Consider the following 13,385-nt stretch of genomic DNA (forward strand, 5'->3'; position numbering starts at 1 on the left):
GCCTCAGGCCCCCCGAACAGCCGGGCCCCGCCGCACAGAAGCGTGCGACGGCAGCCCCGGCGTCGACGGCGTCCGCGTCGACGGCCACCACGCGCCCACGGTCCCGGACGCCGGAGCGGGTGCCGTCCCCGCCGGGGAGGTGCCTACCACCGTCCCCCACCACGCCACCTCAGCAGTCGACCCTGATCGGCTCCGTCCAGCGTGCGATGCGCCTGCTGGAATGCGTCGCCGGTCACGAGCACGGAGCCCCCGCCAAACAACTGGCCCGCGAGACCGGTCTGGCGCTGCCCACGGCGTACCACCTGCTGCGCACGCTGGTGCACGAGGGCTATCTGCGCCGGGACAAGGGGTTGTTCTTCCTCGGCGAGGCGGCCGAGCGGCTGGGCAGCAGCGGAGCGCGGGAGAAACGTCGCAGCACGATGGTCGACGCGCTCGCCAGCTGGCGGGACGCGATCGGCGTACCGGTGTACTACGCGGTGTACCGGGACGGCGAGATCGAGGTCATGTGCGTCTCCGACACCCCGGGCAACCCTGCGGTGGAGGAGTGGGCCGACTTCCGTGAGACCGGGCACGCGCACGCGATCGGACAGTGCCTGCTGTCCCAGCTGGACGAGGAGGCGCGTCGCGATCATCTCGACCGCTATCCCGTGCAGGCCATCACGCCGTACACGGTGCGTGACAGTCACACCCTGCTGCGGCGGCTCGAGCGGACACGTCGGATGGAGCCCGTCACCGAGCGACAGGAGTACGCGCTCGGGACGGTGTGCGCGGCGGTCCCGATCACCATCGGTACGACAGCCGCGACGATGGCCATCTCCCTGCCCGCGCATCAGGCCGACCGTCTGCCGGCGGCGGCACGGCAACTGCAGGACGAGATCGGGCGCCTGCTGGGGTCACTGGCGCTCTCTATCAGTATCTGAAAACTCACTCCTTGTGATCTGTCGCTCACTTTCAGCAAGATGCCTGCAGTGTCAGGGGATCATTCCCAGCCATTCGGCTTCATATGACGGGGTAGGCGATGCGCGAGTCCGTACAGGCAGAGGTCATGATGAGCTTCCTCGTCTCCGAGGAGCTCTCCTTCCGTATCCCGGTCGAGCTGGGGTACGAGACGTGTGATCCCTATGCCGTTCGGCTGACCTTCCATCTGCCGGGCGATGCCCCGGTGACCTGGGCGTTCGGCAGGGAGCTGCTGATCGACGGGGTGGGCAGGCCGTGCGGTGAGGGCGATGTGCGGGTGTCGCCCGCCGAGGTGGACTCGCTGAGCGAGGTGCTGATCCGGCTTCAGGTGGGCGGTGACCAGGCGTTGTTCCGTTCGTCGACCGCGCCGCTCATCGCGTTCCTGGACCGCACCGACAAACTGGTGCCGCTCGGCCAGGAGGGCGCGCTCGCCGAGTTCGACGCCCATCTGGACGAGGCGCTGGACCGCATCCTGGCGGAGGAGCAAAGCGCCGGGTGAGCCTTGCGCGGGGGGCGGCCGGAACGGAACGCAGTAACGCTTCTTCCGTCGACGTGTGCCCGGGCGTGCACCCCTGCGCCTCGTCCCTCAGTGCTTGCGTCGTCGGCCCTTGCCGGTGCGGGCCGCAGCCGGTGCGATGCCGGCCGTTGCCGCGCCCGGTGCCGTCTCCCGTGACGGTCGGTCGGCCGAGACCACCAGCGCCGCCAGCAACGTCGTGACCGGGACCGAGGCGACCAGCCCGATCGATCCCACCAGCGTGCGCACGATCTCCTCCGCCACCAACTCGCTGTTGGCCACTGTGCCCACACTGCTCTGCGCGATGGAGAAGAGCAGCAGCAGGGGCAGCGCGGCACCGGCGTAGGCGAGGACCAGGGTGTTGACGACGGACGCGATGTGGTCGCGGCCGATGCGGATGCCGGCGCGGTACAGCCCGCGCCACCCCGTCGAGGGGTTGGCCTCGTGCAGTTCCCAGACCGCCGAGGTCTGAGTGACCGTCACGTCGTCGAGGACACCGAGCGAGCCGATGATGACGCCCGCGAGCAGCAGACCGCTCATGTCGATCGACGGATACAGGCCGTGGATCAGGCCGGTGTTGTCGTCGGTGTTCCCGGTGAGCGCCGCCCAGCCGATGAACAGCGACCCCAGGAAACCGATCAGCACCAGCGAGATCAGCGTGCCGAGCACCGCCACGGACGTACGGGCCGACAGCCCGTGGCACGCGTAGAGCGCGATCAGCATGATCGCGCTCGACCCGATCACCGCCACGAGAAGCGGATTCGAACCCTGCAGGATCGCGGGCAGGATGAAGAAGTTCAGGATCAGGAAGCTGATGGCCAGCGCGACCAGCGCCATGACGCCCCGCAGCCGTCCGACGATCACGACGGCGAGCGCGAAGATGCCGGCCAGCAGGGCCATCGGGAACCGTCGGTTCACGTCGGCCACGGAGTACTGCAGGTCCCTGGGTGCCGAGGGCTCGTAGGCGGCCACCACCTTCTCGCCCTGGTGCAGCTGCCGCGACTGGTCGGGCTGCACGATCTCGGTGAACGTACGCCCCTTGTCCTTGCCGGTGTCGACCCGGATCGTCGCCTTCTTGCAGGTGCCCTTCTCCTGCTGCTGGGCGGAGGAACCCCCGGTGGTCGAGGTGTCGCCGAGCGAGCTCCCGCCCGAGGCGTTCACCGACTTGCAGCTCACGGAGACGACCTTGGTGACCGTCGCCTGCTGGGTCTGCCGGTCGAAGCCCACCCCGGTCCGCTGGTGCGACGGGGCACCGCCCGGCCACAGCACCACGAGCCCGACGACCACGGCGGCGGCGAACGGGATGAGGATGGCCGCGATGACCTTCCGCAGATGCTGGGAGACGGGGGCAGCCGGACCATGGCTGTGACTGTGGCCGTGCCCGCTGTGGCCACCCGTGTCGGGCCCGTGTCCGCCATGGGCGCCCGAATCGTGCCCGTGTCCCTGCCCGCCGGGGCCATCGGGACCGTGGCCGGGTTGGTGGCCGTCGGCCCCATGAGCGCCGCCGTATCCCGAGCCGTGCCCAGGGGGCGGCTCCGGGGGCGGATACGAGGGCTGGTGTGTCGTGGTCACCGGCAGATCATCCCAACAACGGCAGAGGGGCACTGTTGACCGCGCCACATATGGCGCTAGCGTGGAGGCACCTTTGCACACGCGGGAGCTCGGAGCACCGGGCTGAGAGGGCGCTGACCTCCGTCCCAGCGATGTTTCACGTGGAACATCACCCAAAGAGTGATGTTCCACACGAAACGTCCGCCGACGGAAACCGCTGCGTCGACCGCCGAACCTGTTACCGGGTAATGCCGGCGTAGGGAGTAGGTCTCATGACCAACAAGGACGCACGCACGCCTGCCTCCACGCAGTTCGACGGGGAGAGCGGGAAGTCCATCGGCTGGCACAAGGCGTACATCGAGGGTTCGCGCCCCGATCTGCGGGTGCCGGTCCGTCAGGTGCACCTCACCAACGGGCAGTCGGTCACGCTGTACGACACCTCGGGCCCGTACACCGATCCGCTCACCGACACGGATGTCCGCAGGGGGCTCGCCCCCCTCCGCGAGAACTGGATCGTCGGCCGCGGCGACACCGAGGAGTACGCGGGCCGGCCCGTCCGTCCGGAGGACGACGGGCTCAGGCACACATCGCCCCGCGGCGGTCTGCGCAACCTCGACGCCGTCTTCCCGGGACGGCCGCGCCAGCCGCGGCGCAGCCGCGACGGCAAGGCGGTCACGCAGCTCGCGTATGCGCGCCGCGGCGAGATCACGCCCGAGATGGAGTTCGTGGCCCTCCGGGAGAACGTCTCACCGGAAGTCGTCCGAGAGGAGATCGCGGAGGGCCGGGCGGTTCTGCCCGCGAACGTCAACCACCCGGAGATCGAGCCGATGATCATCGGCAAGCGGTTCCTGGTGAAGGTCAACGCGAACATCGGCAACTCCGCGGTCACCTCCTCCATCGAGGAGGAGGTCGAGAAGATGACCTGGGCCACCCGCTGGGGCGCCGACACGGTCATGGACCTGTCCACGGGCCGCAACATTCACACCACCCGTGAGTGGGTGCTGCGCAACTCCCCCGTCCCCATCGGCACGGTGCCGCTCTATCAGGCGCTGGAGAAGGTCGACGGCCGGGCCGAGGAGCTGACCTGGGAGATCTACAAGGACACCGTCATCGAGCAGGCCGAGCAGGGCGTGGACTACATGACCGTCCACGCGGGCGTGCGTCTCCCGTTCGTCCCGCTCACCGCCAACCGCAAGACCGGCATCGTCTCGCGCGGCGGCTCGATCATGGCGGCGTGGTGCCTGGCGCACCACAAGGAGTCGTTCCTGTACGAGAACTTCGAGGAACTCTGCGAGATCCTCGCCGCGTACGACGTCACGTACTCGCTCGGCGACGGTCTGCGTCCCGGTTCGATCGCGGACGCCAACGACGAGGCGCAGTTCGCGGAGTTGCGCACGCTCGGGGAACTCAACCGGATCGCGAAGCGTTTCAACGTACAGACCATGATCGAGGGCCCGGGGCATGTCCCGATGCACAAGATCAAGGAGAACATCGACCTTCAGCAGGAGATCTGCGATGAAGCTCCGTTCTATACCCTCGGCCCGCTGACGACGGACGTCGCGCCGGCGTACGACCACATCACCTCCGGCATCGGTGCCGCGATGATCGCCTGGTGGGGCACGGCGATGCTCTGCTACGTCACTCCCAAGGAGCATTTGGGGCTGCCCAACCGGGACGACGTCAAGACCGGTGTCATCACCTACAAGATCGCCGCCCACGCGGCCGACCTCGCCAAGGGCCATCCCGGGGCGCAGGAGTGGGACGACGCGCTCTCCGACGCCCGCTTCGAGTTCCGGTGGGAGGACCAGTTCAACCTCGCCCTGGACCCGGACACGGCCCGTGAGTTCCATGACGAGACCCTCCCCGCGGAGCCGGCCAAGACGGCTCACTTCTGCTCGATGTGCGGGCCGAAGTTCTGCTCCATGAAGATCAGCCACACCATCACCGAGCGGTTCGGCGGTGAGGCGGTCGACGGGGCGTCGCAGGAGGAGATCGCGGAGGGAATGCTGCAGAAGTCCAAGGAGTTCGCGGCGAGCGGCAACAGGGTGTACCTGCCGATCGCCGACTGACGCACGCTGCATGCGCCGTCCCGCCGCCGACCGGGACGGCGCTTCCTCCGCCGGGACCCGGCGTCCGTCAGTTCGCGGAACCGGCGTCCGTCAGTTCGCGGACTCGGTGTCAGCGGGTACCACGCGGACGGCTCGATAGTGCCAGCCGTCCTGCTCGCCGGCCTCCCACTCCAGGGCGACGACCTGGCCGACGGACAGAGAACGGAACCCCGCCATCTCGATCGCCGAGAAGTGCGCCCAGCAACCGCCGGGCGTCTGCGGGGAGTCGAGGACCCCCCAGCCCTCTTCGTCATGCCACACGCGCACGCTTGCATCGATCATCCGCGGTCTCCAAGGAACGCTCTGCTGGGGGCCGTCATGGCACCAGGACGATCTTGCCGGCCGTCTGCCTGGTCTCGATCGCGCGGTGGGCCGCCGCCGCTTCGGACAGCGGGTAGGTGTCCTGGACCATCACCCGCAGCCGGCCCGTCTCGATGCGCTCGGTGACGTGATCCAGCAGCGTCCCTGAGGGCTCGGCCGTGACCCAGACATAACGCAGACCGCGGTCGGCGGCCTGGCGCTCGTCGGTTCCCGGATCGATCGACGCGCCGATGAGCAGACCGCCCGGCCGCAGCACGTCGAGGGAGTGTGGACCGTAGGAACCGCCCACCAGGTCGAGGACCACGTCCACGGGCGCCACGGCGGTCCGGAAGTCGGTGGTGGTGTAGTCGACCAGTTCGTCGGCGCCCAGCCGGCGCAGCAGGTCGTGACGGGCCGCCCGCGCGGTGCCGATGACGTGCGCCCCCAACTCCTTGGCCAGTTGCACCGCGACATGCCCGACGCCGCCTGCCGCCGCGTGGATCAGCACCCGGTCGCCCGGCTGGACCCCCGCCAGCACGGCCAGTGCCTGCCATGCGGTCACCGCCACCAGCGGCACGGCACCCGCGTGCACCAGATCGAGGTTCTTCGGCGCGAGGGCCAGCGCCCCGGCCGGGGCGACGGTGAACTCGGCGTACGCTCCGTGCCGGCCGACGGCCAGCATGCCGTACACCGCGTCGCCGGGCGCGAACCGCGTCACGCCCTCACCGACCCGCTCGACGACCCCGGCCACGTCGTTGCCCGGCGTCCACGGCAGGGTGACCAGCTCCGGCACCCGGCCGGAGCGCAGCACCGCGTCCCCCGGGTTGACCCCGGCACCGGCGACGCGGAGCAGCACCTCATCCGGACCGGGCTCGGGCACGTCGGTCTCCGTGTACACGAGCGCCTCGGGGCCGCCGAACGCGGACTGGACGACGGCATGCATGCGGGCGGACATCAGGTCTCCTCGTCAGGTGGGCGTGGTGCGTCCATGCTCGGCCCGCTCAATACCCCGGCGCAGGAACGCGCTTGTGCGACGCCGAGTCCGTACAGGCCGCACGCGCGCGATGCGACGAACGCGTCGCCCGTGACGTCGCGACCCGACTCGTCGCCCGTGAGGCCGCCGACGGCGACCGACGGTCCGGCTTGCGCTCCTCCGAGGGGCCTTGGCGGTGGGAGGCGCAAGCCGGTGGTCACTCCGGCTGGTGTTCCGGGCCTCCGAAGTCCGGGCTGGTGTAGTCCGGGCTGGTGAAGCTCGGGCGGTGACCGCGTGCCGGTCCGTCGTCCGGGCTGGTGAAGCCCGGGCGGTCGTACCCCAGATGCGGGATGCGGCTGGTCGGCGCCTGCGGGGCGGGATCGTGCAGGGCCGCCGCCGTGCCCGGGTCGGCCAGTGCGTCGCGCAGGAACGGCAGGATCCCGCGTTCGAGCAGCGCCTCCCGCCAGGCCTCCCTGGCCCGGATCACCTCCTCGTTCAGTTCGCCGTACGGACCCGCCTCCAGGGAGGGGCTGTTGCGCAGGGCCGTCAGGAGAAGCCCGACGGCGGCGACGAGGATCGCGGCCGCGGTCAGGGCGCCGAACACCCAACCCGCCGTCAGCAGGGTTTTGCCAAATGTCTGTTCGGGGGCGACGGACCTGATGATGTAGCCGACGAGCAGGAATATCGCCGCGGCCGTTCCGGCGAGGACGGGGGTGAGGACGGCGGCGACGGCGACGGCGCCCGCGCCTGCCGGCTCGGCGGCCTCGCCGAGGGTGGTGGCGAGCCCCATCGCGCCCGCGCCCGGCTCCGCGGAGCCGGATTCACGGGAGGACGACGGGGTGGACGACGCCGGCTGGCGCAGTTCCTCGCGGACCTTCACGTAGTGCTGGTACTCGGTCGCGGCGGCCACCGTGATGAGGGCGGTGGCGTTCAGCGCCATGGTGCGCAGCTGTTCGGGATTCAGCCGCTGTCCCACAGCGGCCAGTTCCGGGCGGTGTGGGGCGGAGCGCAGCGCCTCGTCGAGGACCCGCTCGTACTCCTGGCGGTCCTCACTCAGCAGGTGCTGCGGAACGCTGTTCATGTGCATCCCCCGATGCTCCGTAGGGCTTGGGGCTCGCATGCCAACGAGCCGTCGGGCAGAAACGGAGGGGAGCCTGCTACGGATACGCCGATGGTAGAGCCGGGACGGCACGCGGTGACAGGGGGTTTCCGGAAATTGGGCCCTGGCCAGGGCCGTTCTCCACGATCCTCCGTGTGGCCCCACCTGCCCCGAGAACGTTCAGTTATCCAGCGGAAGTTGCTGGACCAGCAGCTTTCCGGCCATGGTCACTCCGCCGTCCATCGCGATGGCCAGGCCGTCCGCGTAGACGTGCGGTCCCTCGACCACCGGCTCGGGGCGCTCCTCGCCGTCCTCGGAGCCGACCTCGCCCAGCAGATAGGGAATGGGGCTGTGGCCGTGAACGATCCGGGTGCCGCCGTACGTATCCAGCAGGGAGCGTACGGCGTCTGCACCGCCCTCGTCGCGGAAGGAGAAGCGCTTGGTGAACTTGCGGAACAGGTCCCAGCACTCGTCGGCGTCGTTACGGGTGAGTGTCTCGCGGACCGTGTCGTTGACCGCCTCGATCGAGTCGCCGTAGTCGAGGTAGGCGGTGGTGTCGGAGTGGACGAGCAGATAGCCGTCGACCTCCTCGACCGCGTCGAGGCGGGCCATCCACTGCAGGTGGTGGTCCTGCAGACGGTCCATGTCGGTCTTCTGCCCGCCGTTGAGCAGCCAGGCCGCCTGGAAGGTGGCGGTGCCCGCGCCGGAGTTGACGGGGGTGTCGCCGAAGCGCTTGGCGCCGAGCAGCAGCAGCTCGTGGTTGCCCATGAGGGCCTTGCAGTAGCCGCCGGCCGCGGCCGCCTCGGCGGACAGCCGCATCACCAGCTCGATGACGCCGATGCCGTCGGGTCCGCGGTCGGTGAAGTCGCCGAGGAACCACAGCCGGGCGGTGCCCGCGCACCAGTTGCCCGCCACGTCGATCAGCCCCTGCTCCCGCAGGGCGGCCAGGAGTTCCTCCAGATAGCCGTGCACGTCCCCCACGACGTACAGCGGACCCACGCCCTCCGCCTGCTGCGGGATGCCCGCCGACACCGGGGCGACGTTCCCGCCGAGCGGGTCACCGGGGTGGACGACCGGCAGATCGCGCTCGGTGGGCGTGTACCCGTCGGGATACGCCTCCTCCTGGGGCGGTACGACGTCGCCGGGGTGCGTGCTGTGGCCGTACGGACCGGTCTCGTGGACGTACGCAGGCACCCGGAAGTCGCGCAACGTCGCCGTCCGCTCCACCTCGGGTCCCTGACCGACCCCCTGAGTCATCAGACCCCTCCACCATCGCGCCGCATCTGCACCGCTTCGGACTGCCTGGTCGCAGCGGCCCGCGGTGTCGTGGGCCCATCATAGGAATGCGGATCGCGCCATGTGATGACCCAGGGGTGGTGAATCGGAGCAAGAGTCCAGTTCACCGCGGCTTTCGCCCCGATTGGGCAGGGCTTCGACCGCTGCTGACAGCGCTTGTTTCACTCCTCTTCGGGCGAACGTGGCGGGCTGACGGTCGTGCGCGGTGGACGTCGCTGGGACGAGGTACGGACGATCAGCTCGGTCGGTATCACCTGCTCGACCGGTTGGTCCGATTCGACCCCCTCGATCGCGTCGATGAGCAGCTGCACCACCGCCGTGCCGATCCGGCGCGGCTTCAGTGAGAGTGTGGTGATCGGCGGTTCGGTGCTGGCGTACACGGTGGATTCGCTGCAGCAGACCAGAAGCAGGTCGTCCGGTACGCGCAGGCCGTAACGACGGGCGGCGGCGAGCAGATCGGTGCCGTTCGGGTCGAAGAGCCCGTAGACGGCGTCCGGGCGGTCGGGGCGGGCGAGCAGCCGGTCGGCGGCGACGGCGCCCGCGCACGGATCGTGCGCCGGATAGGCCTCGTACACCGGGTCCTGGCCGACGCGCTCGCACCAGCGCAGGTACGCCGTCGTGGACAGATGGGTGTACGTGTCCGTCGTGGTCCCCGTCAGCAGACCGATGCGGCGGGCGCCGGCGTCGGCCAGATGGTCGAGGATGCCGAGGACGGCGGCCTCGTGGTCGTTGTCGACCCACGCGGTGACCGGCAGCGCGCCGGCCGGGCGGCCGTCGGAGACGACCGGTAAACCCTGCCGGACCAGTTCGCTGACCACCGGGTCCTGGTCGGACGGGTCGATGACGACCGTGCCGTCCAGGGCGACGTTCGACCACACGTCGTGGCGCGAGGTCGCCGGCAGGATCACCAGCGCGTAGCCGCGGGCGAGCGCGGCGGAGGTGGCGGCGCGCGCCATCTCGGCGAAGTACGCGAACTCGGTGAAGGTGAAAGGTTCATCCCCGTACGTCGTCACGGTCAGGCCGATGAGTCCCGACTTGCCGGTACGGAGGGTCCGGGCCGCCGCTGAGGGACGGTAGCCCAGCCGGTCGGCGACCTCACGGACATGGCGTCGGGTGGCGTCCGGGAGCCTGCCCTTGCCGTTCAGGGCATCGGAGACGGTCGTGATGGAGACTCCGGCGGCGGCGGCCACGTCTCTGATGCCCGCCCGACCCGGCCGACTGCCTCGACGTGAGGTTTCCGCGCGGCTCACCTGGTGCTTCCCTGCTGCTGTCATGGCGAGCCGATAGTAGGGCTCATGCGGTGGGGTAGGGCGGACGCATATGCACGCGTTGACAGGCACGTTTCTGCATGGTCATTTACCGTCAACTACCTTTGAAAGAGAGTCAGTTGAACGATCCAATGGCACTACGTGACTTGTCGGCACGCATGAGCCTGCCAACTTCCCGATGTCTCGAAGAGGTCTCAACTCACCTGCACGGGTGATGCGCGCCAGGGCGTGAGCCACCGGCGCACAGATATATCTGGCCGCGCCCCCGAACCGGTCCGCGATTCGTCTGGCTTCGTACGGCGATGCCCCTGATGCCTGTGGAGGCGGATGCGGTCGGCCGAGCCGTCGGACCGGGTCCGGCCGCACCTGTTCGCAGCGGTGCCGAATCCTCATAAGGTGTGGAGTATTGGAAGCCGGCGGCGTGGACGGGCCGCCGGTGGTCGCGAGGAGGACTGCGGTGAGCGAGACGAGCCCCAAGCTGCGCGCCGAGCTGGAGGGGATCCCCACCTACAAGGCCGGCAAGGCTGCCCCGGTCGGTGGCCCGGTGGCCTACAAGCTGTCCTCGAACGAGAACCCCTACCCGCCGCTGCCCGGTGTGATGGAGACCGTGACGGCCGCTGCCTCGTCCCTGAACCGCTACCCGGACCCGGCCTGCCTGGGGCTGATGCAGGAGTTGTCCGAGCGCTTCGGCGTGCCGCTCTCCCACCTGGCCACCGGCACCGGTTCGGTCGGCGTCGCCCAGCAGCTGATCCAGTCCACCGCGGGCCCCGGCGACGAGGTCGTCTACGCCTGGCGCTCCTTCGAGGCGTACCCGATCATCACGCAGATCAGTGGTGCGACCTCGGTCCAGGTGCCGCTGACACCGGGGGACGTGCACGACCTGGACGCCATGGCCGACGCCATCACCGACCGCACGCGGCTGATCTTCGTCTGCAACCCCAACAACCCGACGAGCACGGTGGTCAGGCGCGCCGAGCTCGATCGATTCCTGGACCGGGTGCCGGGCGATGTACTGGTGGTGCTGGACGAGGCCTACCGCGAGTTCATCCGCGATCCGGAGGTCCCGGACGGGGTGGAGATCTACCGGGAGCGGCCCAACGTCTGTGTCCTGCGCACGTTCTCCAAGGCGTACGGCCTCGCCGGCCTGCGGGTCGGTTTCGCGATCGCCCACGACCCGGTGGCGGCGGCGCTGCGCAAGACGGCCGTACCGTTCGGGGTGAGCCAGATCGCGCAGGAGGCGGCGATCGCCTCGCTGCGTGCCGAGGACGAGTTGATCGGACGGGTCGGCTCGCTGGTCTGCGAGCGCACGCGCGTGGTCGACGCCCTGCGTGCCCAGGGCTGGACCGTGCCCGAGACGCAGGCCAACTTCGTGTGGCTGCGGCTGGGGGAGCAGACGGCCGCTTTCGCCGCCGCCTGCGAGCAGCACGGTGTCGTGGTCCGGCCGTTCCCGGGCGAAGGCGTGCGGGTGACGGTCGGGGAGACCGAGGCGAACGACATCTTCCTGAAGGTGACGGAGGGCTTCCGCAAGGAGCTGTGACGGTCGTCATGCTGCGATGGCTGTCGTGATCGGCAGGCCGTGACGGCTGTCGTGAGCTGCGGGGCGTCTTGGTTTCACGTGGAACCGGGGCGCCCAGCGCCAGGTGCCGACCGGTCCTGTCCAGGTGTGACCTATCGGACCCGCTTCAGGACCCCCCGCCCATCCCAGGCCGAACTTCCATGCGCCATAATTGCTTGTGAATGTGAACGCTTTCACAAGCGCTCGTACGAGCGTAAGTTCCACCAGCCTGTGAGGTAAGGAGCGGCGACGTGGACCTGGCTTTGGCGCCGGAGACCCTGGCGCGATGGCAGTTCGGCATCACCACCGTCTACCACTTCCTGTTCGTCCCCCTGACGATCTCGCTCGCCGCCCTGACGGCCGGCCTTCAGACCGCATGGGTGCGCACGGAGAAGGAGAAGTACCTCAGGGCGACGAAGTTCTGGGGCAAGCTCTTCCTGATCAACATCGCGATGGGCGTGGTCACGGGCATCGTGCAGGAGTTCCAGTTCGGCATGAACTGGTCCGACTACTCGCGCTTCGTCGGTGACATCTTCGGCGCCCCGCTCGCCTTCGAGGCCCTGATCGCCTTCTTCTTCGAGTCGACCTTCATCGGTCTGTGGATCTTCGGCTGGGACAAGCTGCCGAAGAAGATCCATCTGGCCTGTATCTGGATGGTCTCGCTCGGCACGATCCTGTCGGCGTACTTCATCCTCGCGGCCAACTCCTGGATGCAGCACCCGGTCGGCTACCGGATCAACAAGGCCAAGGGCCGCGCCGAGCTCACCGACTTCTGGGCCGTCCTCACCCAGAACACCGCGCTCGCGCAGGCCTTCCACACGCTCACCGCGTGCTTCCTGACCGGCGGCGCGTTCATGGTCGGCATCGCGGCCTTCCATCTGTTCCGCAAGAAGCACGTCCCCGTGATGAAGACCTCGCTGCGGCTGGGCCTGATCACGGTCGTCATCGCCGGACTGCTCACCGCGATCAGCGGGGACACGCTCGGCAAGGTCATGTTCAAGCAGCAGCCGATGAAGATGGCCGCCGCCGAGGCCCTGTGGGACGGCCAGAAGTCGGCACCGTTCTCGGTCTTCGCCTACGGCGATGTCAGCAAGGGCCACAACACGGTCGAGCTCTCGGTCCCGGGCGTGCTGTCCTTCCTCGCCGACGACGATTTCAACTCCTATGTCCCCGGCATCAACGACACCAACAAGGCGGAGCAGGCCAAGTACGGGCCCGGCGACTACCGGCCCATCATCCCCGTCACCTTCTGGGCGTTCCGCTGGATGATCGGCTTCGGGATGGCGTCCTTCGCGATCGGGCTGCTCGGGCTCTGGCTGACCCGCAAGAAGTTCATGCTGCCCCAGCATCTGAGGGTGGGCGAGGACGAGGTGCCGCATCTGGTCCTGTTCCGGAACAAGGCGCTCAACCCGAAGCTCAGCAGGCTGTACTGGCTGGTGGCCATCTGGACCCTGGGCTTCCCGCTGATCGCCAACTCCTGGGGCTGGATCTTCACCGAGATGGGCCGGCAGCCGTGGGTCGTCTACGGCGTCCTGCAGACCCGCCACGCGGTCTCCCCCGGTGTCTCCCAGGCCGAGGTTCTCACCTCGATGATCACCTTCACCGCGCTGTACGCGATCCTCGCCGTCGTCGAGGTGAAGCTGCTGGTGAAGTACGTCAAGGCGGGACCGCCCGAGCTCACCGAGGCCGACCTCAACCCGCCCACGAAGATCGGCGGCGACTCCCGTGACGCCGACAAGCCGATGGCCTTCTCGTACTAGGCCC

General features: G+C 69.1%; 11 protein-coding genes. 5 read left to right on the forward strand and 6 right to left on the reverse strand.

The features are described from left to right. Window positions 1–119: 119 nt before the first annotated feature. The gene (locus GRC12_RS05480) at window positions 120–920 is read left to right on the forward strand and encodes an IclR family transcriptional regulator (RefSeq protein ID WP_308286484.1); all 801 of its coding nucleotides are present in this window, start codon (window positions 120–122) and stop codon (window positions 918–920) included. A 98-nt stretch (window positions 921–1,018) separates the two neighbouring features. Further along, window positions 1,019–1,456 carry an SsgA family sporulation/cell division regulator gene (locus GRC12_RS05485; RefSeq protein ID WP_133048323.1) on the forward strand — a complete coding sequence of 146 codons (438 nt, stop codon included), beginning with the start codon at window positions 1,019–1,021 and terminating at the stop codon, window positions 1,454–1,456. A gap of 87 nt (window positions 1,457–1,543) precedes the next feature. Here the strand turns inward: GRC12_RS05485 and GRC12_RS05490 are convergent, their stop codons facing one another. Beyond that, on the reverse strand, window positions 1,544–3,043 hold the full coding sequence (locus tag GRC12_RS05490; RefSeq protein WP_208777919.1) for a YibE/F family protein: 1,500 nt from the start codon (window positions 3,041–3,043) through the stop codon (window positions 1,544–1,546). A 251-nt stretch (window positions 3,044–3,294) separates the two neighbouring features. Here GRC12_RS05490 and thiC point away from each other — a divergent pair, with 251 nt between their 5' ends. Beyond that, the gene (gene thiC, locus GRC12_RS05495; RefSeq protein WP_244372060.1) at window positions 3,295–5,091 is read left to right on the forward strand and encodes a phosphomethylpyrimidine synthase ThiC; all 1,797 of its coding nucleotides are present in this window, start codon (window positions 3,295–3,297) and stop codon (window positions 5,089–5,091) included. A 90-nt stretch (window positions 5,092–5,181) separates the two neighbouring features. Here the strand turns inward: thiC and GRC12_RS05500 are convergent, their stop codons facing one another. The 5 genes from GRC12_RS05500 to GRC12_RS05520 all read right to left on the reverse strand — a co-directional run bounded on the left by GRC12_RS05500 (window position 5,182) and on the right by GRC12_RS05520 (window position 10,072). Continuing rightward, window positions 5,182–5,412 carry a cold-shock protein gene (locus GRC12_RS05500; RefSeq protein WP_208777921.1) on the reverse strand — a complete coding sequence of 77 codons (231 nt, stop codon included), beginning with the start codon at window positions 5,410–5,412 and terminating at the stop codon, window positions 5,182–5,184. 34 nt (window positions 5,413–5,446) lie between these two features. After that, window positions 5,447–6,385 carry an NADP-dependent oxidoreductase gene (locus GRC12_RS05505; RefSeq protein WP_208777922.1) on the reverse strand — a complete coding sequence of 313 codons (939 nt, stop codon included), beginning with the start codon at window positions 6,383–6,385 and terminating at the stop codon, window positions 5,447–5,449. 235 nt (window positions 6,386–6,620) lie between these two features. Next, window positions 6,621–7,490, reverse strand: a complete 870-nt coding sequence (locus GRC12_RS05510) for a hypothetical protein (RefSeq protein ID WP_208777924.1) — start codon at window positions 7,488–7,490, stop codon at window positions 6,621–6,623. Between the two features lie 192 nt (window positions 7,491–7,682). Then, window positions 7,683–8,759: a metallophosphoesterase gene (locus GRC12_RS05515; protein ID WP_208777925.1), complete on the reverse strand. Its 1,077-nt coding sequence runs from the start codon at window positions 8,757–8,759 to the stop codon at window positions 7,683–7,685. 200 nt (window positions 8,760–8,959) lie between these two features. Then, window positions 8,960–10,072 (reverse strand): LacI family DNA-binding transcriptional regulator, encoded by a 1,113-nt coding sequence (locus tag GRC12_RS05520; RefSeq protein ID WP_208777926.1) that lies wholly within the window; start codon window positions 10,070–10,072, stop codon window positions 8,960–8,962. 451 nt (window positions 10,073–10,523) lie between these two features. Here GRC12_RS05520 and hisC point away from each other — a divergent pair, with 451 nt between their 5' ends. Both hisC and GRC12_RS05530 read left to right on the forward strand, forming a co-directional pair. After that, a complete protein-coding gene (hisC, locus tag GRC12_RS05525; RefSeq protein WP_208777927.1) occupies window positions 10,524–11,603 on the forward strand; it encodes a histidinol-phosphate transaminase in 1,080 nt (359 codons plus the stop codon). A 269-nt stretch (window positions 11,604–11,872) separates the two neighbouring features. Then, entirely contained in the window at window positions 11,873–13,381 is a 1,509-nt protein-coding gene (locus GRC12_RS05530; RefSeq protein WP_208777928.1) for a cytochrome ubiquinol oxidase subunit I, read from the forward strand. The last annotated feature ends 4 nt before the right edge of the window (window positions 13,382–13,385 follow it).

This window comes from Streptomyces griseorubiginosus, assembly GCF_017614965.1.
Taxonomy (GTDB): domain Bacteria; phylum Actinomycetota; class Actinomycetes; order Streptomycetales; family Streptomycetaceae; genus Streptomyces; species Streptomyces griseorubiginosus_B.